We start from the raw sequence: 21,149 nt of genomic DNA on the forward strand, positions 1-21,149 counted from the left end.
CATTTTATTCGTCTACGCTGGCTTTATGGATTCGTCTAGAAGCTTCGTAATTCTGTTGACCTTTGTCCCAAAATTCCCACAGCCAAAGCATAATAATCAGAAGGGTTATAGGCCCTTATGGCTCTAAAGTTGGAATAAGCCAAAAAGGCGTCTGTGCCTGCACCATCAGGCTGTATTAACCTGGCAGAAGGCAAAGTTTCATCAAGTGCTGAGCCGTCAGGACGCGTAACACCAAGACTAACCCACTCACTAATAGAACGACTTTGTGCCTGTTTATAATTTTTTGAGCCTAAAGATACAAACCGACCATCTTCTCCAATTGGGACAATAACCTGCTCACCCCAGGGTTGGCCAAATTTCCACCCAGAGTGACTCAAATAATTAGCGATCGAGGCAAAGACATCGGGCAAAGAATTCCAAATATCTTTTTTTCCATCCCCGTTACCATCAGCGCCAAAACGCAAATAAGCACTTGGCATAAATTGGGGCTGCCCCATAGCACCAGCATAGCTCCCTAGCATGAGTTCAGGAGAGATATCGCCCCGCCCCAAAATAGTTAGGGCTTTTAAGAGCTCGCTACGAAAAAATTTCTTGCGACGTCCTGCATAAGCCAAACTTGCCAAAGCATCGATTACATTAAACTTGCCTTGCGTTTGACCAAAAGACGATTCCAGACCCCAGATACCCATAATGATAGAGCTGTCACACTGATATTGCTGAGCAATTGGCTCTAAAATTTTGCTAACTTCACTATAGGTTTGAACGCCTTTTTGAAATCTCTGCGCGCCTAAAACACGCTGCTGATATTGTTCCCATGTCAAAGTAAATTCTGGCTGATGTCTGCTTCTATCCAAAACCTTTTGGTTAGGCGCTGATAAACTCATTAAAGCCTGTTCAATGACATATTCTGGAACATTTCGGGCAATAGCTTGCGCTCGAACAGACTGTAAAAAGCTTCGATAAGTCATAGCCTTATTGCCAGGGCTACTCATAACTGGCCCTGCTTTTGTCATGACCGGAATGGACAGACTTCCTGCTGCTAATAAAGAAAGGAAGTTACGTCTTTCCATAGGGCTCACCTTTTTAGCGTAATAGAATTAGAAATCTGTCAGGCAGCAAAATTATAAAAATCTCTAGCCGTCTCATTCTTAAACAGCTAGAGATTGCACAACATATAACAGCATGGCAAACTTCGTTTGCTTATAACTGGAAATTCACTGCCTAGTGTTTAACTTTACTTCTTTTATCACATCGCAATCCGCTTGGGTTAAAGCGCTGAGTATTATTATCGGCACTTTTATCTTAGAAGACGTGGCAACTGTCTTAACCGCCATAGCAACACAAGCGCATGAAATTTCAATTATATTGGGACTTGTCTCACTTTATATTGGCATTGCCGTTGGTGATGTTGGGCTTTATGGCCTTGGATGGGCTGGAGCAAAGTGGCCTAGGGTAAAACGTTTTTTAACACTACCAAGCCAGAAACAAACTCAAAAATGGTTCGATAAAAACGTTATTAAAATTGTTGGTATATCGCGTTTTGTCCCCGGAGCGCGTTTACCACTTTATACGGCATGTGGCTTTTACCATGCACCTTTTTGGCTTTTTACCGTCACTGCTGTTTTTGCCACCCTTATTTGGACATCCTTTTTATTTTATCTTTCACTCCACATTGGAGGCTGGCTTTTAGCGCATAAAAGTGGCTGGCGTTGGGCTGGATTAGCCGGTTTTGTTCTTTGTATTTTCGTGATCGGGCGTTTGATTGCCCATTTTCAAAAAGTGAGTCGCTAAATCACTATGTCGTCTTCTAAGCAGACCAGCACCCTTTCTCTATTTGAATTTTGGCCAGATACGTTTTTTTACACCCCAATAGTTTTATACTGGATCTTTATGGGGCTTAAATATCGTGATCTCAGCATAGCGACAGCAGCTAATCCCCGTATAGAAACAGGGGGCCTCTGCGGAGAAAGTAAAAGCTCAATTTTGGATGATGCTGGTCCAGTTGCTAAAAGTGCTATCGCACCTTACGTCATTTTCCAAAGTGGGTCTTTGGCTTTTCGTAATGCTCTTGCTGCCATGAAGCATGGTAATATTTCTTTTCCGGTTGTAATAAAGCCTGATATTGGCTGCAATGGTACTGGGGTTAAGCTTGTTCCAGACCAAGAGACTCTTAAAAAGACTCTCCCACTTTTCCCTCCAAATATTATGCTTATGGCTCAAGCTCTTATTACTCACCCGCTTGAAGCAGGTATTTTTTATATTCGTCACCCCGATGATGAAAAAGGACATATTTCCTCAATCACCTATAAGGAATCGCCTGTTCTCGTAGGAGATGGAACTTCAACCATTAAAGAGCTTATTCATAAAGACCCCAGAATGGCTCTTATCCCTCATATTTATCTTCCTCGCCTAGGTCACCGCGAAAATGACATTTTAGCGAAAGATGAAAAATTATCGCTGGTTTTTGCAGGGAATCATTGTAAAGGCGCTATTTTTAGGGATGCACGCAGTGACATCACAAAAGCCCTTTCGCAACGCGTTAATGACATTATGACAGATATTCCCGATTTCCATTTTGGGCGCATTGATGTCAAATTTTCATCTATTGACGCTTTAAAACGTGGTGAAGATTTTCAGATTATAGAAATAAATGGCGTAGGTTCTGAAGCAATCCATATATGGGACCGACAAACCAGCCTCTGGGAAGCCTATCGTGCTCAATTTTACCATTACCGCCAGACTTTTCTTATAGGTGCCGCAAAGAAAAAAGCTGGTTGGAAAAGTTCAGGTGCCTTTTCGCTGCTTCGCTCATGGCTAAAACAAAGGCGGCTTTTGGCCTCTTACCCAATGAATGACTGAGCCTTACAACCCACCAACATTGAAGATGTAGTTACTAATTTGTTGCTCAAGCGATAGCAGTGGGCGTGCATCATTAATGGTGCTCCCTGCTGCAAGAGACTCATGACTTTTTCCGATCAGCAACTTTAGGGCATTTTCACCTGTTAATGTAGATGAACCAATTGTAACGGCGGTATCAGCCGGTAAATGGAACTGCGAATCAACGCCAAAAGCCACAAGAACCTTACCCAAAACAGGGTTTAGTGTGATGGAGTTAACCCGCCCTATAACAACACCCCCTAAAGTCACTTTTGCACCAGCGGCAAGTCCATTAGCTGAAATGAAAGAGGCTTTATAAGACGTTAATGAATTTGTATCACCCTGGCTTAACCTTAAAGCGTACAAAACGAAACTGATTGTTAGTACTAACACACCAGCACTTGCAATAAATGCGCCAACCCGGCCCTTAATAATGCTTTGCATAGTGACCTCGAATTTCGTTTTAAGCTTTGCTAATAAGCTTGGGGTAAAGATCTCTTATAAAAGGGTCAAGCTTTTTAGAAAATAAAGATTTTATGGAATTTTTAAGGCTAGCCTTTTATCAGATGACTATCAACTTTTAAGGAGCTTAGAAAAAGCATGACCTACTTACAAGCGCTCATCCTTGCCGTAATTCAAGGAATAACGGAGCCTTTCCCTGTGAGTAGTTTGGGTCATGCCGTATTAGTACCGGGCTTGCTTCACTGGTCGTTTGATAAAAATAGCGACTTTTTCCTTCCCTTTCTCACAATGCTACATGTAGGCACGCTTATTGCTCTGGCAGGTGTTTTTTGGAAAGACTGGATGGGCATTTTGCGTGGTCTGCTAGGATATTCAGGCAAAACCGGCCGACAAAAGGCTATAAAAATTTGTGCAGCTTTAATTATTGCAACATTACCGGCTGTGGCTATTGGCGGTCTTTTTGAGCATAAACTTAGGATATTATTTGCTACTCCAATAATGGTAGCCCTATTTTTAACATTAAACGGCATTTTATTGATCGCCACCGAACAATTACGAAACCGTACCAAAGAACGCGGTGATCAAGAGTTGAATAAAATTACCTTCAAAGATGCGTTTATAATAGGTGTCTGGCAGTGTCTGGCTTTGCTCCCTGGTTTTTCACGCTCAGGCGCAACAATGAATGGCGGCCTTTTGAGAGGTTTAACGCATTTAAATTCTGCCCGTTTTTCGTTGCTTTTGGCACAACCAATTATTTTAGCCGCTACTGCAAAAGAATTATGGGAAATGCGTCATGTTAGCCTGACATCAACTATTATTTATCAATCCTTGTTAGGCGCTGTTGCGGCAGGAGTAACGGCTCTTATATGTTCCAAACTACTTTTACATTTTTTTCATAAAAAAGATCATCAGGCCTTAACACCTTTTGGAATTTATTGTTTATGTGTCGGTATTGGATCAGCTCTTTTTCTTTCATTTTAATCTCACCCTTTCCTTAGAAAGATTTCGCAGCTAACAAGAGACAGAATTAAATTTTTACCAAGCACGATTTTGCCTTCCTCTTTGCGAAGGCTTTTTCATTACTGAGCCCTAACGGAAAATATGACCTTATCCGCTCCGCCCACCCCGTCAAAACATGATCCAAGACGTAAAAGTTTGGCACAAGTTACGGCGGAAAATAAAAGCCACGGTTTGAAAAAAAAGCTCACCGCCTTCCAATTATTATTAATGGGTGTAGGCACAACTGTGGGAGCGGGTATTTATGTCATGACAGGCACAGCAGCCGCGGAATATGCTGGCCCTTCTGTTTTACTCTCTTTTCTTGTTGCGGCTTTAGCCTGCCTTTTCACGGCTCTTTCCTATGGTGAATTGGCTTCGACCTTTCCAGTTTCGGGCTCAGCCTATTCTTATGCTTATATTTCTATGGGCGAAAAAGCTGCATGGACAGTGGGATGGCTGCTTTTATTAGAATATGGCATTTCATGCACTGCTGTAGCGGCCGGACTATCTGGCTATGCCACATCACTTTTAAGCTCATTAGGCATACATATACCTGAATTTTTGCACCAATCTACATTTCAACCTGTCCCTGGTTCTGATGGGACGCGTCTTTCAGTTGCTTGGCGTTTTGATGCTGTGGGCTTTATTGCCATTGCTTTTATTACGTGGCTTTTGGTGCGTGGTATTGAAGAAACTGCCCGTTTCAATACGTTAATTGTAGTTCTCAAAGTTGGTGTTTTATTTCTTTTTATGATTGTCGGCTTTAAGGCGATTCACCCAAGTAACTGGCATCCCTTTATTCCTCCTTCAAAAGGAAATTTTCATTACGGGGTTGCTGGTATCTTTAGAGCTGCCTCTACTATATTTTATGCCTATGCAGGTTTCGAGGCTGTTTCAACAGCCTCTTCAGAGGCGCGCAACCCTACGCGTGACGTCCCGATTGGCATTATTGGCAGCCTGATTATATGCACATTAATCTATATTGCCGTTGCTGCCGTATTACTCGGGATCGTGCCTTATCAGCAATTAAACGTTGCTGACCCTATAGCCGTTGCCACACGTATCATGAACAAACCATGGCTGGCTTTACTGGTTAATATCGGTGCGACAATCGGTCTATGTTCAGTTTTATTAGGGTTGATGTATGCACAGTCACGTGTGCTTTTAACCATTGGTCGCGATCAACTTATTCCCAAAATATTTTGCCGCGTTCATCCTAAGCGCCGCACCCCCTGGATTGGCACGATTATTATAGGTGCCATTATTGGCCTTATGACAGCTACTATGCCAATTGATATTATTAGCGACCTTGTTTCTATAGGAACGTCAGCTGCGTTTGGTATCGTCTGCTTTACTGTCATTTGGCAGCGTAACAAACACCCAGACACACCCCGCCCCTTTAGCGTTCCTTTTGGCGGTATCCGTATTAAAGGCATATGGATTGGATTTGTACCCGCTATAGGTATCGGATTTTGCTGCGTGATGGGCTTTCCGCTAATTGCAAATATGATCCATTCACTTGTGGGTGGTAATGCTATCCCCTTACTATTATTGATAATTTACAGCACCCTTGGTGTTTTAACTTACGCATTTTACGGCAGAAAAAACTCATCAATGGCCCCCCATAACAAAAAGCCTTTATCTTCTAAATAACATACCATTTTACACCTTAGAGATCGTAAGCCGGCTTTACACAAGGCCGCTTAGGATCATGAGAGATTCTTAGTTCTTTCATACAAAATGAGACCTCATAGAGGTTTTTTTGGCGGTAATAAGAATTGAAATTCAAGTTTTTACGGCTCATGCTTAAAAAAGGTAAATTCTTCTGCTTATCCCCGTTGACACTATTCTCATCCTGGCTTAGAACCCACCCATCGCCTCGCAATGAGGACTGATATGGCGGCGTAGCTCAGTGGTAGAGCAGGGGAATCATAATCCCTTGGTCGGCGGTTCAAATCCGTCCGCCGCTACCAATCTCTTTTAAAATCAGAAATATTATTGCTTTCATCTTTATTTTATAAATAAAGAACGTCAGAGCTTTTTGTCATTTTAAGCATAAAAAAAGGGGGCCTAATTACGCCCCCTTTTTAACAAATTTTTTAAATTTGATTATTCTTCTTCCTGGTCATCAATGTCATCACGATCTTCGTGAGGCTGATGACGTGTTTCCTCTTCTTCAGAGGAAGCATCTCCTCGTTCACGACCATCACGCATTGACTGCTCACGACGCTCCATACGTGCCTGCTCATATGAGCGTTGGCGCTCCGCTCTTTCCTGCTGGGCTGACTGAGCAGCAAGATTCATCGCATTTAATGTACGGAAATAATGCTCTGCATGTTGAAAATAGGCTTCAGCCTGAATCCGGTCACCCGTTCCGGTCGCATCACGCCCTAACTGTAAATATTTTTCAAAAAGTTGCTGAGCAGTGCCACGAACGCGTAGATCGGGCCCGTTACTTTCAAAGACATGGTTTCGGTTAAGGGGCATCTGGCCATTGCTATTACGTGATGATCCCCCACCGCTTCCTGTGCGATGATGACGGCTTCTCATACGCTTCATATCATTCTTACCCGCTAATCTCTGGTTTAAGGGTCTTTCCGAGGCAGCTTATCTCTTGACCTTATAAGCATAATACCCGCTTACCAGGCTGCAATTTCTAATCTTTGGAGAGATAAGCTAGGAGAAAAATTTTCTCATCTCCTAATACACCTTGATCCTCTTACCAACTTTATGACGTTTAGCCAATATATTAATTACACTTCTCGAGCACCAAAGCTCTTTTTATGCCATTCAAATCTCTTTTGACCAGGCACTTTCCAAGATGGGCTTTTGAAGCAATTTCCAGAACATCTTTTTCCTGCCCCAAACCAAGCTCAAAAATAATGCAACCGTCATCTTTCAGCAAAGCCGGTAAACTTGAACATAAAATACGATAAGCATCTAATCCATCATCACCCCCATCTAAAGCCCGATGCGGCTCATAATGTGATACTTCTGGCATTAATGTTCCAACAACAGAACGTTCAATATAAGGTGGGTTTGATATAATGACGTCAAAGGTCCCTTCTACGGCATCTGCCCAGGTGCTTAGCTTAAAACTGGCACGTTCTGAAAGCTTATTAAGGGCTGCATTACGCTCTGCAAGTTTTATAACGTCTGGGGCTATATCAACACCTAACCCTTGTGCATCTGAGTATTCGCTTAAAGCAGCCAAAAGCAGGCAGCCTGTCCCTGTCCCTAAATCTAAAATAGACTTAATTTCGTCCTTTTTGGGCCGAACTTCTAATAAAGCCTCAATAAGGGTTTCACTATCTCCTCGTGGGATTAATGTTTCAGGACTGACCTCAAAATCTAATGTCCAAAATGGCTGCTGGCCAATTATGTAGGCAAGTGGCTCCCGTTGAGCACGACGCTCTATAACGTGATTAAAGCTCTCTGCTTTTTCATCAGCTACCTCTTGACAGTTCATTAACGCCAAAGCATCAAAGTTAAGAACCCACTTTAAGATGTGATTAATTTCAGTTCTCGGATCATCAATGCCAGCTTCGTCTAGTTTTTTCAGGGCTGCGTCGATAAGTTTTTTTTTACTGATCATAAAAACTTTGCACTATAATTTTAAAAATGGGGGGGTAATGAACATGCGACGACTAATTATCTCTAGCTTAATTTTAGCTTATTTCACATATTTCAGCCCGGTTTCTGCTCAGACAGCACCCCAAATTAATGGCCCGACTGGAGGCAGTTTTACGGTCATTGATCGCCGTGCTGAAGATGAAATTTCTGAGGTTTCACGGCTTTATATCAATGGGGCTTTAGTTTCAACATTTGCGCTTTCCATCAATCATGACAGTAAAGCCATCACTGTCCCTGTTCCTCTTGGTCGGCTGGATGTTCCTTATGTTCTTTGTGGAGAAATCACAGTCAATCATAACGGTCATATAGAAAGCCATAGAGTTAGTAGTGAAGGCGTGCTCCATAATCCTGACAGCCATTATTACGAGGCCGTTGGGACAGAAAATTTTAACGATTTCTATCTAACAGATTATGCTGATCCTGGTGCAGCAGAACATCAGCCAGGTCATTCTGCAAAATGTGCTGCACCAACATCGTAATAACTAGCTGTGAAAGCCTTCTGCCGCTAGTAATTCTGTTTGTTCATATTGAGTCAGAGCATCAACAATCTCTTCAAAATCTCCCGCCATTATTTGAGCGATTTTATAGAGAGTTAAATTAATGCGGTGATCAGTAACGCGCCCTTGCGGAAAATTATACGTTCTGATCCTTTCAGAACGATCGCCTGTCCCTACCTGGGCTTTACGGTTGGCAGCACGGTCATTATGCACTCTTTGACGTTCCTGCTCATAAAGGCGTGAACGCAAAATTTTCATAGCCTTTTCACGGTTACGGTGCTGACTCCGTTCTTCCTGCATGGCCACAACAACACCCGAAGGTATGTGGGTAATACGAACGGCACTTTCTGTTTTATTGACGTGCTGCCCCCCTGCTCCAGAAGCACGATAAACGTCTATACGTAAATCTTCTTCATTAACATGAACATCAACGTCCTCAGCTTCAGGCAAGACGGCAACCGTAACAGTTGAAGTATGAATACGTCCCTGGCTCTCTGTAGCCGGCACACGCTGAACACGATGCACGCCAGATTCATATTTTAACTTAGCAAACACACCTGCGCCGGATATGGTGGCAACACCTTCCTTAAGGCCAGCAAGCTCACTCTCTGTCAAAGACATAATTTCAAAGCGCCAGCCATGCTTTTCGGAAAAACGCCTGTAAGCATCAAAAAGTTCAGCCGCGAAAAGCCCGGCTTCATCACCACCAGCTGCGGGTCGGATTTCCAAAATAGCACTACGTTCATCTGCTGCATCTTTTGGAAGCAGCGCTAAACGCATTGCATGTTCTAAAGAAGGCAAATTCTTTTCAACTTCGTGAATTTCATTTTCAGCCAATTCTTTAAAATCTGGATCTTTTAAAAGTGCCTGTGCCTCTTCACGCTGCTGAATAGCACTTTGCCAGGCACGAATAGCAGAAACAGGCCCTTCTAAAGCCGCATAGTCACGGGATAATTGAGCAAAATCTTCCCCAGCCCCTTCACTTGAAGACATAAGGGCCTGTAATTCCTCAAAGCGGGCAATAATTTGCTCTAGCCTATGATCAATCGACACTATAGATAACCTTTAAACCTGCTTAAATGTCTCGACAAGCTGAGAAACTGGGACTTCTCTCTGCTCACGTTGAGCAAGATCGCGCAATTGGACGACATCTCGTGTTAAATCTTCGTCACCCAGAAATACAGCGTGGCTAGCCCCTGACTGTAAAACACGATCCATCCTTTTTTTCATATTACCTTTAACTTCAAGCGCAACCTTTATACCTGCTTGGCGAAGTTTGTGAGTAATTTCTATAGCACGCAAAAGAGCTTTGTCTCCTAAAGGCAGTAACGCAACCCCTCCTTTAGCAGCCTCATCTAAGGTCATAAGTGAAGAAAGACGCTCAATTCCTGCAGCCCAACCAATAGCAGGAATTTGAGGACCACCCATCTCTTCTATTAAACCTTCATAGCGACCACCGGCCAAAACAGTGCCTTGAGCACCCAACTCAGTTGTAACAAACTCAAAGGCTGTATGGCTGTAATAATCAAGCCCACGCACAATACGAGGATTTTCTACAAAAGATACGTTAAAGGCCGTGAGATAATTTCTTAGCTCATCCCAGAATTGACGGGAATTATTATTTAGATAATCAGCATATAATGGGGCCTCACCCAAAAGCTGCTTATCCTGCTCTGCTTTACTATCAAGAATACGCAGGGGATTAATATCTAAACGTGTTTGGCTATCTTTTGAAAGCTGATCTTTATAACGGCTGAAATAGGCAATAAGTGCCTCTCTCCATGCATGACGGCTTTCTGCATCACCCAACGTATTCAGTTCAAGCGTTATCTTATTTTCCAGCCCTAATGAGGCCAGAAAATCTTTCGCCATAGCAATGGTTTCGGCGTCTCTTAAAGGGCCATTAGCGCCTATAAATTCTGCACCAATTTGGTGAAATTGACGAAAACGACCTTTTTGAGGCCGTTCATAACGGAACATGGGCCCATGATAAAAGACTTTTTGTGGCAAAGTTTGTGTCAGTGAATTAGACACAAGCGCCCTACAAATAGCCGCAGTCCCTTCCGGGCGAAGAGTTAGGCTATCACCCCCTCTGTCAAGAAAGCTGTACATTTCTTTGGAGACAACGTCAGATGTTTCCCCCAAAGATCGGGCAAAAACACGCGTATCTTCAAAAATGGGCGTGGCCCATTCCGAAAACCCATAACACCGAAAAATATCTCTCGCTTTTTCGATAATATGAGCATAGCGACGCATTTCTTCACCCAGAAGGTCATGCGTTCCACGAGGGGGTTGTAGTTTTGCCATTATTTTGCCGCTAGATCAGAAGTTTTTTCAGCCTGCTCTGCTTTGTTTTTCTCAATAGCAGCCACACGCTCTTCCACAAGCTCTACAATATGATCAATCATATTTTCTGCAGGGGTCGTATGATCTTGCTTCCCAGCCATATAAACCATGTGACGCCCCTGCCCACCACCTGTAACGCCAACATCGGTCATTAAGGCTTCACCTGGGCCATTTACCACACATCCAATAATGGAAAGTGTAAGGGGGGTTTTAATATGCTGCAGTCGGTCTTCAAGTGTCTGAACAGTCTCGACAACGTTAAAGCCCTGGCGTGCACATGATGGGCATGAAATAATTTTCACGCCACGATGTCTTAAGCCCAGTGACTTTAAAATATCCCAACCAACCAAGACCTCTTCTTCAGGAGGGGCTGAAAGAGAGACACGCATTGTGTCACCCACACCGGCCCATAAAAGATTTCCCAGCCCGATAGACGATTTGACCGTGCCAGCTCTTTTTGAGCCGGCCTCTGTAATACCAATATGAAGAGGATGATCGCAGCAATCAGCAAGCTGTTGATAAGCCGCTACAGCCATAAATACATCAGACGCTTTTACGCTAATTTTAAATTCATGAAAGTCATGATCCTGAAGTATTTTGGCGTGTTCAAGAGCACTCTCAACAAGCGCCTCTGGATTAGGTTCACCATATTTTTCAAGAAGATGCTTCTCAAGAGAACCTGCATTAACGCCAATACGAATAGAGCAACCATGCTCGCGTGCAGCATTCACCACTTCACGCACACGTTCCGCACTACCAATATTTCCTGGATTGATTCTCAAACAGGCAGCTCCAGCCTGAGCAGCCTCAATGGCTCTTTTATAATGAAAGTGAATATCAGCCACGATAGGCACATTCACTTCTTCAATAATCGTTTTAAGCGCCGTTGTGCTTGCCTCATCAGGACAGGAAACACGAACGATATCAACACCAGCAAGCTCAGCTTTACGAATTTGCGCGATTGTCGCTTCAATATCCGTGGTGAGCGTATTCGTCATGGTTTGAACGGAAATGGGAGCATCTCCCCCAACAGCGACTTTACCCACATGGATCTGACGCGATTTGCGGCGCTCAATATGTTGGTACGGACGATAACTGCTCATGGAAAACCTTTCTGAGTCACACTATGACAACCCATGAATAAAAAGCGAATTTTCTAAACAAAACTTTATTTAATGCGTAACGCTGTCTTGATCTAGGCCTTTGGAAAAAGAAGGTGCTTTCTTTTCTTCTTTCAGCTCCGAGGTTTTATCTGGTTGTTTCTGACTATTATGACCAAAATCGCCTTTAACAATCATATCCTCACTCAGAACAATATTACGCTTGACCTGCCCTAACTGTCCTAATGGAGCACTTGTTACATCTCCAGCTTTAACAACAACACCGCCTGCATTTCCTACAGTAATTTTATAAGGTGATGCCGCTTTTTCACCATGCCAGTTCTCGCCGGCTTTAAAGACCCTAGACTCCAATGTTTTTCCGTTCACATCGGTAATTTTGGCCCAACTATCTTGCACGAACTGCAAATCAAACCCTGTAGCAGAAGCTTTATTCTCTTCGGAGGTCGTTTTTTCTTCAGTAACCTTAGGTAAGGGAGCCACAAAAGGTGATACTGGTTGTTGCGGTTTTGCCACTTCAGTATCGGCAGTATCAGACGATGACGCTTTAAGATCATCCGAAGAAGCGTTTTCTGCTAGCGCTGGTTTTAACGCCATATTATTTTGCGCTTCACTCTGGGACTCACCCTGCGTTTCACTTTGTTGTCCAGAAGAAACAGTTTCTGAAGAGGCAAAATTTTGCTCAGGAACCTTACCAGCTAACTCGCTATTCTTTATTTCATCATGGGGAGCATCGTGAGAAGGCAAGGTTTGAAGAGGCATATTGCGATTAATGCTATTATTAATGCCATCTTCTATTTTTATTTCGGAAGAATTTATCGCCTTTTTTATAAGCTCATCATGTGGCGTGAAATGGTACCAACCCGCATAGGCAGCTCCCACAACACCAAGACCGAGCAATATGAGTAACCATTTAGGGACGGAGTGGTCATCTACAGCTTGCGGGAAGCTAAGCTTGGGTTTTTCTAATCCAGACTCACGCCGTTTTGAATGTTCACCTGCAAAATTAGCAATGACATCTTCGACATTAAGCCCCAATAAGCCAGCATAGCTCTTTAGAAAGCCAATTGCATATGCTTGACCAGGTAGAGCGTGATAATCATCACGCTCTAACGCTTCCAAAACTGGGGCACGAATTTTTAGATGCTGTGCAACAGCGTTCACACTCCACCCTAAGGCCTCACGCTTCGAGCGCAGCATTTCCCCAACTGTTGGTTGTACGGGGACCTTTTTGTCAGAATAGGGTTCAGACATGCTTACTACCTTCTTTTATGGATTAAAATGTGAACGAAATGAGCATTACTTATTCAAAGAGCTACCCAAGACATTTATAGCAACAACTCACGAAAAAAGTGTTTCACGCTTTTCAAGAGCTTCTACAGCCTGATCAACTAGCACAGACATAATCTCAGAAACAGGTTTGATTTCTTTAACCATACCCACTGACTGACCTGCCATGACAGAACCATTTTCCACATCGCCCTCAATGACAGCTTTACGTAAAGCCCCAGCCCAAAAATGCTCAATTTCGAGCTGCGCTTTCTCACGTTCAATTTCACCATTCTGAAATTTATTGAGCATATCAGCCTGGTGCTTCATGAAAGAGCGACTTGCTGCATTTGTTAGCCCACGGACAGGAATAACAGGGAAGCGTTCATCTAATTGCACTGACACAGCAGCATCTCGAGCATTGGCGCGGCGGAAAGCATTTTTGAAATTATCGTGAGCAATACTTTCGGATGAAGCCGCAAATAAAGTCCCTAGCTGCGCTCCAGCGGCTCCCATTTCTAAGTAAGAAAGAACAGCATCGCCACGTCCCAATCCACCAGCAACAAATACAGGAACCTCAGAAATATGCGGCAAAATTTCCTGAGCCAGAACGTTGAGTGACACGGGGCCGACATGTCCCCCGGCTTCTGATCCTTCAATAACCAGGGCTTCGATACCTAATTTAATGAGGCGACGTCCCAAAGCTAAAGCAGGAGCAAAACCGATTGCACGAGCTCCTCCGTCACGCACACGGCGAATCGTAGCCCCCGTGGGTACGCCACCAGCTAAAACAATGTGAGACACATTATGGGCTAGACAGACATCCACAAGCTTATCAAGCTCAGGATGCATTGTAATTAAATTAACCCCATAAGGGCGCTTTGTTAGTGCTTTTGTCGCGATGATTTCTTCTTCTAATCTTTCGGGAGACATCGCACCACATGCTATGACACCAAACCCCCCGGCATTAGAAATGGCTGATACCAGATTTCTCTCGCTCACCCAGGACATGGCCCCTCCAAGGATAGCGAATTCTGTACCTAAAAAGTCGCACCCTGGCTTCCATAATTGGTTAAGAGCTTTACGAGCGTCATCTCGCTTGCTCTTGGATGAGTCGTTCATCAACAGTCTTCCTTCTCAGCATCAAGCCCGTAAGCTGCATGCAATGCCCGCATAGCAAGCTCGGTATATTCTGCATTTATTAAAACAGAAATCTTAATTTCGCTTGTAGATATAACCTGAACATTAATACCACGCTCGGCCAAAGTTCTGAACATTGTTGCCGCAACGCCAGTATTTGAGCGCATACCTACCCCAACAACGCTGATTTTTACAACATCGTGAGATGTGCTCACTTCACCAAAATGTATTTCTTTACGATGTTCGTCTAAAATCTGACAGGCACGATGTTCTTCACCTTTACTCACTGTAAAGGTCATGTTCGTACTTTGATCAATACCAATACTCTGAACAATCATGTCCACATTTATGCCAGCACCAGATAGAGAGCCAAAAATCGCTGCTGCTACTCCAGGCTTATCGGGAACATTACGAATACTGATTTTAGATTCATCTAACGAGTAAGCAATACCAGCTACGAGCTCTTTTTCCATGCCTTCATTCTCATCTACAACAATAGTACCACTGCTATCATCTGTTTTATCAAATGAAGATAGCACACGAACACGCACTTTTTCCCGCATTGCTAAGGCAACACTACGTGTTTGTAAAACTTTTGCACCAACCGAGGCTAATTCCAGCATTTCCTCATAGGTAATTGTATCTAGTTTTTTAGCTTTGGTAACTATACGGGGATCGGTCGTATAAACGCCGTCAACATCTGTATAAATGTCACATTGGTCAGCTTTAATTGCCGCAGCAAATGCAACAGCTGACGTATCAGACCCACCACGCCCTAGTGTGGCAATCCGACCTGAACGGTCAACACCCTGGAAACCAGCAATAACAGGCACAATATCCTGATCCAAACAGGCTTTTATGGCAGTTCCATCAACTGTTTCAATACCGGCCTTACCATGGGCATCATCGGTGATGAGAGGAACTTGCCAGCCCTGAAAAGAGCGCGCCGGAACACCTATCTTATTTAATGCTATGGCTACCAGACCACTCGTCACTTGTTCACCCGAGGCCACAACAGCATCATATTCTTCCATTGCCGGCATGGTGTCGAGGTCAAAACAATATTTGACCATTTGGTTCGTAACGCCAGCCATGGCCGAAACAACGACAGCCACTCGATTACCTTGATCATGTTCGATCTTAATCTTTTGGGCAACGTTACGAATACGCTCTAAGTCGCCCACAGATGTACCACCAAATTTCATGACGATAGTACGCGACTTATGAGGATGATTATTTTTAAGCGGGCTGCTAGGATCACCCTGAGAGGGATCAAGCGTGGACATTAGGACGATAGCTCCGATAGACACAGACTTATCTGCATAGAAAGAATTAATCACATACTCATCTTGTTAAGTGACGTCTAGCAAGAGCTGTTTATCAAATTTTATTTTCAATAGAGGAATGAGCCATGAAAGCCATGCCTGAGAAAGGTTCTGAGGAAACTTCTAACCTTAAAGACACTTCGGTTGTAAAAGAAGAAATTGACCGTTTTAGCGCCCTTGCAGAGCAATGGTGGGACCCAAAGGGCCCAATGGCTCCGCTTCATGCTATGAATCCCGTACGCACAGAATGGGTGAAAAAAAATTTTATTTCAAAAAAAAATATTGCTTCAGAACTACCAACTTTGCTTGATATTGGGTGTGGCGCTGGCCTTGCTAGCGAAAGTTTTGCCCGTTTAGGATTCGAGACTCTGGGGGTTGATGCAAGCGAAGAAGCCATTAAAGCGGCCCAAGCTCACCTTAAATCATCACCACTCCCCTCATCAGCAGCGCCTCTTTCTTACATGGCAGGTCAGGCAGAACATTTAGTCGAAGATAAACGAAATTTTGATGTCGTATGCGCTTTGGAAATTATTGAACATGTCAGGGACCCTCAGGAATTTTTAAAATTACTGGCTCAGTTAACAAAACCAGGGGGACAAGTTGTTATATCCACTCTCAGTCGCACCGTACGCTCATTTCTCGTAGCAAAACTGGGTGCAGAATATCTATTGCGTCTTTTACCCATCGGCACGCATGATTGGAAAAAATTTATAAAACCCGCAGAACTTGACCAGATGTCGCGTCAGGTTGGATTGCAGCTCACTCATATAAATGGCCTATCTTACAGACCGCCACATTGGCGCGTCAGCCATGATTTGAGCATTAATTATATCGCTTTATTTAAGCGTAATTAAAAATTAAGCGGAGATTAGTTCAAACTAACCTCCGCTTAAAATGCATCCCTAAATTTTATAATCTGATTTTAAAATTCAGGATCAGTGTTCATAAAAGCAAAGGTTGTGGGGCTACCGACCGCTGTAAAGTGATTGGTGAAAGTCAGCTCACCAGTGGCTTTATTGACACGGAAAGACGTAACTGCATCTGAACGCTGATTCGCGCAAAAGAGGAAATTGCCGCTAGGATCAAACATCATCGCCCGGCCGTAATCGGCATGCATCCAAACTTCGTCTTGTAATGTGAGGGTACCGTCCCGGCCAACTTCAAAAACAGCCAGAGAATCCCCTAATCGGTTTGACACATATACGTGTCTACCATTTTCGGAAATCAAAATTTCCGCAGCCAGTGTTGAACCTTTAAAATGTGAGCTTACTGTACTAACATTTTGAATGACAGAAATCTCTCCCGTTTCCGGGTTAAATTTGCAAACATCAACTTTTGAGTTTTGTTCGCAGAGATTATACATGATTCTGCCAGAGTGATCGAAAACAAAGTGCCTTGGTGCAGAACCGGGTTTCATATCAAAATATGGTGTCTTGGCCGGAACAAGCTTTCCGCTCTTTAAATCCAGCGTCCAGACATAGACACGATCTAATCCAGCATCATCTGCAATTACAAAGCGGCCACTTGGATCGGTAGCAATCATATGAGGGTGAGAACCGCTATGATCTGAAATCGCAAAATTGCCAGGAGGATTATCATCTGCACGATCTGGCTGGCGTGGTCCTGTGTTATGCACAACGTCTGTTGCCTGTCCTAAAGACCCATCTTTACGAATAGGAAGAACACTTACGCTGCCACCAATATAATTTGCGACAAGTAAATATTTACCAGAAGGATGAATACTTAAATGCGCAGGGATTGCGCCACCCGAACTAACAGCATTTAATTTTGCCAGCGTGCCCGTGCGTGTATCAACAGCAAAGGCTGTAACACAGCCATCTCCTGCTTTGTTGAAATCGTCAATTTCACTTAAAGCATAAAGAAATTTGCGGTCTTTAGAGAGTGTAATAAATGACGGACTAGCAATATCTGTAAATGTTGCAATCTGCGTTAATGACCCTGACTCTTTGTCCATCTCGAAAACAGCAATACCTGAGCCATTTCCTTCACCACCTGGGGGGCCATGTTTTGTATAGCCACCGACAAAGCAAAGTGTCTTGGACTGACCGCGCAAACCAGCGGCCTTTGCTCTTAAAGGATAAGTCGCAGCCGCAGTACCTAAAGCCGTAAGCCCCAAAGCAAAACTACGTCGGGAAAAATGCTGTGACATAATGCGCGTATACCCCTTCCAATTCGGAATATTAGACTATTCCGTCGTAAAAAATTATTGCAAGGTGAGTCTATTATAAACTCACCAAAGCTTTATGAAACCTAATAACAAGATTACTTTGAGTGATAGCGCAGCTTTCAAGATTTGACCAACTAAATCAGGTCAGATTAAAAATTCAACTTAGGAAGTGAACAAAGTTCGAAATCGTAATAATCTTGAAACACTCAGGACTCTTTCACGAATTATCAAGCGAAATTCCCAAAAAAACTGCTTTTGCCTCATTTTATCAATTATATACATAAAGAAGGCCAAGCAGAATTTTTGAATTTCCAATGACATATTGAAAATTTTATACGGTTTTAAATGTCGACTTACTTTTTATTTTGCGCAGTCATCTTACATTTTGGCCCGATAGCAGGACCTTTATAACGGGTCCAATTTTGGCTCTCACCAAATATAGGAAGAAGCAGATAGCCTCTTAATTGCAATTGACCATTTTTCTCTAACTTAATTCTTGCCTGGTATTTTCGTCCATTCCTTGGATCAAGAATAGCTCCATACCATGCACCATCATCATCACGTTTTAAGTTTTGAATAATGGCCAGGCCACATTCAGAGCGCCCCCAATAATCAACAGCAGGTTCACCCTCAGTATAACTCATACCAACAAGCCAGCCACAAAGACGTAGATCTTTAGAATTTTTGGATTTATCGCAAGCACCAATACGAAAAATGCCGTCTTTGGATTCCACCAGCCAAAGACCTTCCTCTTTAATGGTGGAAGAGTCCGGAGCAGATTTTGCGTAAGCTGGTGTTAGGCTCAAAAGCAGAAAACATAATCCTAACCAAAAGCCTAATTTTTTATGACGTAGCTCTTGGTGGTTAATTTTGCTTCCCTCGCAATAAAGCATCTAATTTTCCTTCTCTTTCGAGTTGCATAAGATCGTCACACCCACCAAGAGAAACATTATCTATAAAAATTTGAGGGACGGTCCTTTTCCCTCCGGAGCGACGGATGGACTCTTCACGTTCTACTGAACCATGAGGAGCGTTAATTTCTGTAAAATTTGCGCCTTTTTCTTTCAAAAGAACGACAGCTCTTACGCAGTAAGGACACCCATATTGTGTAAAAATTTCTATCTTTGGCATGTTTAAAAGTCCTTAACTTACTTACAATGTTTGTTCACAAGCACGCGCTACGACTAAAAGACTAATTTTTTCGCAACCAGCTTCTTTTAATATTGTTACGCAAGCTTCAGCCGTGGCTCCGGTAGTTAAAATATCATCAATTAAAACAACAGGCCTTTTTCCTATTTTCTTAAATTGAGTTTTATTAATCTGAAAAGCGCCCTTAAGTTCCTCATGTCTTTGCTTAACAGAAAGATGTGCTAGTGGCCTAGTTGAACGACAACGAATTAAAGCGTCTGGCACAACATCTAATTGCAGTAACTTACCAAGTTTTTGAGCTAATAAAGCTGACTGATTATATCTTCGTGACCATAATTTAAAAGCGTGAAGCGGTACTGGTACTAAAACTGGATGGTCTGCAAAAAGATCTTTTCCAAACTTGCTCATAAGCTGGGCAAGCGGGCTTATATTTTCAAGACGGTCAGCATATTTCAGTGGTAAAATTAGTTTTCGCGAGGCGTCATCATAAACAAAGACAGCTCGTGCTTGTTGCCATGGCGGTGGATTTTCTTCGCATGACAAACAACATTTTTCTTTGCCTCCCAAATGTTCGCAGGCAAAAGGCTCTCCACAATACTGACAATAAGGATCAATAATAAAGCGGAGTGATGCAAAACAGTCGGCACAGAAAAAACCTCTCCCATCTGCTATTTCTTCTTTGCAAAGGAAACAAACAGACGGAAAGAGGAAATCTAAAATACGTTTTTTCAAATTAGTCTTTAATGTGAGGCAGGGGCAGAAAAATCAGGTGCCTTTAAGCCTGAAGCCTCAAGCTGTTTTACCAAAGCATTTTTCAACTGCTCCAATCCTTTTTCACTAAAGGCTTCTGCACGTGCAACAAGCACAGCCTGAGTGTTGGAGGCACGAAGCAGCCACCACCCGTCAGAAGTAGAAACACGGACGCCATCAATCTCTGACACTTCAGCGCCTTCGGTTTTCAAGCGTGCTGCTACTTCTTTGATGACATCAAATTTACGGTTATCATCACAGGGGAAACGTAATTCGGGAGTGCTTACCATTTTAGGCAGCCCTTCGCGCATTTGCGAAAGTGTTCCCTCTAACTTACTCACAACACTAATGATGCGGATCGCGCCATAAATGGCATCATCAAAGCCATACCATTTATCTGCAAAGAAAATATGACCCGACATTTCACCCGCTAAAGGTGATTTTGTTTCAGCCATTTTACTTTTGATAAGTGAGTGTCCTGTGCGCCACATAAGAGGTTTCCCCCCGCTTTGGCTATCTCGTCAAAGAGCACCTGACTTGCTTTGACATCAGCGATAATTGTTGCACCAGGATGATGCTGCAATACCTCTCTAGCCAAAAGCACTAAAATTTGGTCGCCCCAGAGAATATTACCTTCATTATCCACAACGCCAACGCGGTCAGCATCACCATCGAAGGCAATACCTACATCGGCTTTTTGCTTACGGACTTCTGCAATGAGGTCTTGTAAGTTAGCTTCAACAGTCGGATCAGGGTGATGGTTAGGGAAATGCCCATCAATTTCTGGGTAAAGAACAATATGTTCGCCAGGCAGTTTTTTCACCAGACGTTGTAAAACTTCACCTGCTGCCGAATTGCCATTGTCCCACACAACTTTTAAGGGACGTTTTCCGTCATAATCCTTAAGAAGACGTTCAATATAGGCCTCTGAAGGGTCATAGGACTCTATTTTGCCCTCAGCTTGCGCTACTACATCCCCCTGAGCCGCTAAACGGCCTAATTCACGGATCTGCTCGCCAAAAAAGGGCTTGCCCTTTAGCATCATTTTAAAGCCATTATGATCTGGTGGATTATGGCTTCCTGTGACCATAATCGCGCCATCTGCATGACCTGTTACGGCCGCAAAATAGAGCATGGGCGTAGGCCCACGTCCAACCCGGCGCACTTCTACTCCCGATGCAGAAGCTCCTTTTACAAGAGCCTCTTCTAATGAAGGAGAAGAAACCCGGCCATCATAGCCGACAATAAGTGTTTTTCCACCATTGCGAATGATGATACTGCCAAAAGTGCGGCCAATAGCATATGCATCTTCAAGGTGGAGGGTTTTACCTACAATCCCGCGAATATCATATTCACGCAGATTAGTCGGCTCAAATTCATATTTAAATGTCATAAC

The 21,149-nt window shown here is 43.3% G+C and carries 20 protein-coding genes, 1 tRNA gene and 1 pseudogene; 7 read left to right on the top strand and 15 right to left on the bottom strand.

Annotated elements, in window-relative coordinates; translation table 11 throughout:
• Positions 1-35: 35 nt before the first annotated feature.
• The gene (locus GT348_RS04745; RefSeq protein WP_160618738.1) at positions 36-1,070 is read right to left on the bottom strand and encodes a lytic murein transglycosylase; all 1,035 of its coding nucleotides are present in this window, start codon (positions 1,068-1,070) and stop codon (positions 36-38) included.
• A gap of 154 nt (positions 1,071-1,224) precedes the next feature.
• On the opposite strand from GT348_RS04745, the gene GT348_RS04750 reads away from it, so the two are divergent.
• Positions 1,225-1,791 (top strand): DedA family protein, encoded by a 567-nt coding sequence (locus tag GT348_RS04750; protein WP_160618739.1) that lies wholly within the window; start codon positions 1,225-1,227, stop codon positions 1,789-1,791.
• Positions 1,792-1,797: 6 nt separating this feature from the next.
• Positions 1,798-2,859, top strand: coding sequence for a D-alanine--D-alanine ligase (locus GT348_RS04755; protein ID WP_160618740.1), 1,062 nt, complete (start codon positions 1,798-1,800; stop codon positions 2,857-2,859).
• A 3-nt stretch (positions 2,860-2,862) separates the two neighbouring features.
• Here the strand turns inward: GT348_RS04755 and GT348_RS04760 are convergent, their stop codons facing one another.
• Positions 2,863-3,321, bottom strand: a complete 459-nt coding sequence (locus GT348_RS04760) for an MlaD family protein (RefSeq protein WP_236646421.1) — start codon at positions 3,319-3,321, stop codon at positions 2,863-2,865.
• Between the two features lie 156 nt (positions 3,322-3,477).
• On the opposite strand from GT348_RS04760, the gene GT348_RS04765 reads away from it, so the two are divergent.
• The 3 genes from GT348_RS04765 (at position 3,478) to GT348_RS04775 (ending at position 6,311) form a co-directional block, all read left to right on the top strand.
• Positions 3,478-4,320, top strand: a complete 843-nt coding sequence (locus GT348_RS04765) for an undecaprenyl-diphosphate phosphatase (RefSeq protein ID WP_160618741.1) — start codon at positions 3,478-3,480, stop codon at positions 4,318-4,320.
• 120 nt (positions 4,321-4,440) lie between these two features.
• Positions 4,441-5,991: an APC family permease gene (locus tag GT348_RS04770; RefSeq protein ID WP_160618742.1), complete on the top strand. Its 1,551-nt coding sequence runs from the start codon at positions 4,441-4,443 to the stop codon at positions 5,989-5,991.
• Between the two features lie 245 nt (positions 5,992-6,236).
• Positions 6,237-6,311, top strand: a tRNA-Met gene (locus GT348_RS04775).
• A 136-nt stretch (positions 6,312-6,447) separates the two neighbouring features.
• On the opposite strand, the gene GT348_RS04780 is transcribed toward GT348_RS04775, so the two are convergent.
• The gene (locus GT348_RS04780; RefSeq protein ID WP_160618743.1) at positions 6,448-6,897 is read right to left on the bottom strand and encodes a DUF4167 domain-containing protein; all 450 of its coding nucleotides are present in this window, start codon (positions 6,895-6,897) and stop codon (positions 6,448-6,450) included.
• A 190-nt stretch (positions 6,898-7,087) separates the two neighbouring features.
• Positions 7,088-7,933: a peptide chain release factor N(5)-glutamine methyltransferase gene (prmC, locus tag GT348_RS04785; protein ID WP_160618744.1), complete on the bottom strand. Its 846-nt coding sequence runs from the start codon at positions 7,931-7,933 to the stop codon at positions 7,088-7,090.
• 43 nt (positions 7,934-7,976) lie between these two features.
• Between prmC and GT348_RS04790 the strand changes: the two genes are divergently transcribed.
• On the top strand, positions 7,977-8,450 hold the full coding sequence (locus GT348_RS04790; RefSeq protein ID WP_236646422.1) for a hypothetical protein: 474 nt from the start codon (positions 7,977-7,979) through the stop codon (positions 8,448-8,450).
• Between the two features lie 3 nt (positions 8,451-8,453).
• Here the strand turns inward: GT348_RS04790 and prfA are convergent, their stop codons facing one another.
• From prfA to GT348_RS04820, 6 genes are all read right to left on the bottom strand, one after another.
• Positions 8,454-9,521: a peptide chain release factor 1 gene (prfA, locus tag GT348_RS04795; protein WP_160618745.1), complete on the bottom strand. Its 1,068-nt coding sequence runs from the start codon at positions 9,519-9,521 to the stop codon at positions 8,454-8,456.
• A gap of 12 nt (positions 9,522-9,533) precedes the next feature.
• Positions 9,534-10,775, bottom strand: a complete 1,242-nt coding sequence (gene hisS / locus GT348_RS04800; RefSeq protein ID WP_160618746.1) for a histidine--tRNA ligase — start codon at positions 10,773-10,775, stop codon at positions 9,534-9,536.
• A complete protein-coding gene (gene ispG, locus GT348_RS04805; RefSeq protein WP_160618747.1) occupies positions 10,775-11,917 on the bottom strand; it encodes a flavodoxin-dependent (E)-4-hydroxy-3-methylbut-2-enyl-diphosphate synthase in 1,143 nt (380 codons plus the stop codon). Before ispG ends, hisS begins: the two co-directional genes overlap by 1 nt.
• A gap of 69 nt (positions 11,918-11,986) precedes the next feature.
• The gene (locus tag GT348_RS04810; RefSeq protein WP_160618748.1) at positions 11,987-13,186 is read right to left on the bottom strand and encodes a helix-turn-helix domain-containing protein; all 1,200 of its coding nucleotides are present in this window, start codon (positions 13,184-13,186) and stop codon (positions 11,987-11,989) included.
• Between the two features lie 87 nt (positions 13,187-13,273).
• Positions 13,274-14,323, bottom strand: a complete 1,050-nt coding sequence (locus tag GT348_RS04815; RefSeq protein WP_160618749.1) for an NAD(P)H-dependent flavin oxidoreductase — start codon at positions 14,321-14,323, stop codon at positions 13,274-13,276.
• A complete protein-coding gene (locus GT348_RS04820) occupies positions 14,323-15,546 on the bottom strand; it encodes an aspartate kinase (RefSeq protein ID WP_236646613.1) in 1,224 nt (407 codons plus the stop codon). The genes GT348_RS04815 and GT348_RS04820 overlap by 1 nt, the downstream gene beginning before the upstream one ends.
• 206 nt (positions 15,547-15,752) lie before the next feature.
• On the opposite strand from GT348_RS04820, the gene ubiG reads away from it, so the two are divergent.
• On the top strand, positions 15,753-16,520 hold the full coding sequence (ubiG, locus tag GT348_RS04825) for a bifunctional 2-polyprenyl-6-hydroxyphenol methylase/3-demethylubiquinol 3-O-methyltransferase UbiG (protein WP_236646423.1): 768 nt from the start codon (positions 15,753-15,755) through the stop codon (positions 16,518-16,520).
• 68 nt (positions 16,521-16,588) lie between these two features.
• Here ubiG and GT348_RS04830 read toward each other — a convergent pair whose 3' ends face one another.
• The 5 genes and pseudogenes from GT348_RS04830 to pgmG all read right to left on the bottom strand — a co-directional run bounded on the left by GT348_RS04830 (position 16,589) and on the right by pgmG (position 21,146).
• Entirely contained in the window at positions 16,589-17,836 is a 1,248-nt protein-coding gene (locus GT348_RS04830) for a lactonase family protein (protein ID WP_160618750.1), read from the bottom strand.
• Positions 17,837-18,207: 371 nt separating this feature from the next.
• Entirely contained in the window at positions 18,208-18,747 is a 540-nt protein-coding gene (locus GT348_RS04835; RefSeq protein WP_160618751.1) for a DUF2147 domain-containing protein, read from the bottom strand.
• Positions 18,719-18,985 carry a glutaredoxin 3 gene (grxC, locus tag GT348_RS04840; protein ID WP_160618752.1) on the bottom strand — a complete coding sequence of 89 codons (267 nt, stop codon included), beginning with the start codon at positions 18,983-18,985 and terminating at the stop codon, positions 18,719-18,721. Before grxC ends, GT348_RS04835 begins: the two co-directional genes overlap by 29 nt.
• A 21-nt stretch (positions 18,986-19,006) precedes the next feature.
• Entirely contained in the window at positions 19,007-19,735 is a 729-nt protein-coding gene (locus GT348_RS04845; RefSeq protein WP_160618753.1) for a ComF family protein, read from the bottom strand.
• Positions 19,736-19,743: 8 nt separating this feature from the next.
• Positions 19,744-21,146, bottom strand: a pseudogene (gene pgmG, locus GT348_RS04850) (phosphoglucomutase/phosphomannomutase PgmG).
• Between the last annotated feature and the right edge of the window lie 3 nt (positions 21,147-21,149).

This window comes from Aristophania vespae (genome assembly GCF_009906835.1).
Classification (GTDB): Bacteria; Pseudomonadota; Alphaproteobacteria; order Acetobacterales; family Acetobacteraceae; genus Aristophania; species Aristophania vespae.

Coding starts and splice junctions, on each gene's coding strand:
- GT348_RS04745 (WP_160618738.1), bottom strand. CDS start 1,070: ATGGAAAGACGTAACTTCCTTTCTTTATTAGCAGCAGGAAGTCTGTCC.
- GT348_RS04755 (WP_160618740.1), top strand. CDS start 1,798: ATGTCGTCTTCTAAGCAGACCAGCACCCTTTCTCTATTTGAATTTTGG.
- GT348_RS04760 (WP_236646421.1), bottom strand. CDS start 3,321: ATGCAAAGCATTATTAAGGGCCGGGTTGGCGCATTTATTGCAAGTGCT.
- GT348_RS04765 (WP_160618741.1), top strand. CDS start 3,478: ATGACCTACTTACAAGCGCTCATCCTTGCCGTAATTCAAGGAATAACG.
- GT348_RS04770 (WP_160618742.1), top strand. CDS start 4,441: ATGACCTTATCCGCTCCGCCCACCCCGTCAAAACATGATCCAAGACGT.
- GT348_RS04780 (WP_160618743.1), bottom strand. CDS start 6,897: ATGAAGCGTATGAGAAGCCGTCATCATCGCACAGGAAGCGGTGGGGGA.
- prmC (WP_160618744.1), bottom strand. CDS start 7,933: ATGATCAGTAAAAAAAAACTTATCGACGCAGCCCTGAAAAAACTAGAC.
- GT348_RS04790 (WP_236646422.1), top strand. CDS start 7,977: ATGCGACGACTAATTATCTCTAGCTTAATTTTAGCTTATTTCACATAT.
- hisS (WP_160618746.1), bottom strand. CDS start 10,775: ATGGCAAAACTACAACCCCCTCGTGGAACGCATGACCTTCTGGGTGAA.
- ispG (WP_160618747.1), bottom strand. CDS start 11,917: ATGAGCAGTTATCGTCCGTACCAACATATTGAGCGCCGCAAATCGCGT.
- GT348_RS04810 (WP_160618748.1), bottom strand. CDS start 13,186: ATGTCTGAACCCTATTCTGACAAAAAGGTCCCCGTACAACCAACAGTT.
- GT348_RS04815 (WP_160618749.1), bottom strand. CDS start 14,323: ATGAACGACTCATCCAAGAGCAAGCGAGATGACGCTCGTAAAGCTCTT.
- GT348_RS04820 (WP_236646613.1), bottom strand. CDS start 15,546: ATGAAATTTGGTGGTACATCTGTGGGCGACTTAGAGCGTATTCGTAAC.
- ubiG (WP_236646423.1), top strand. CDS start 15,753: ATGAAAGCCATGCCTGAGAAAGGTTCTGAGGAAACTTCTAACCTTAAA.
- GT348_RS04830 (WP_160618750.1), bottom strand. CDS start 17,836: ATGTCACAGCATTTTTCCCGACGTAGTTTTGCTTTGGGGCTTACGGCT.
- GT348_RS04835 (WP_160618751.1), bottom strand. CDS start 18,747: ATGCTTTATTGCGAGGGAAGCAAAATTAACCACCAAGAGCTACGTCAT.
- grxC (WP_160618752.1), bottom strand. CDS start 18,985: ATGCCAAAGATAGAAATTTTTACACAATATGGGTGTCCTTACTGCGTA.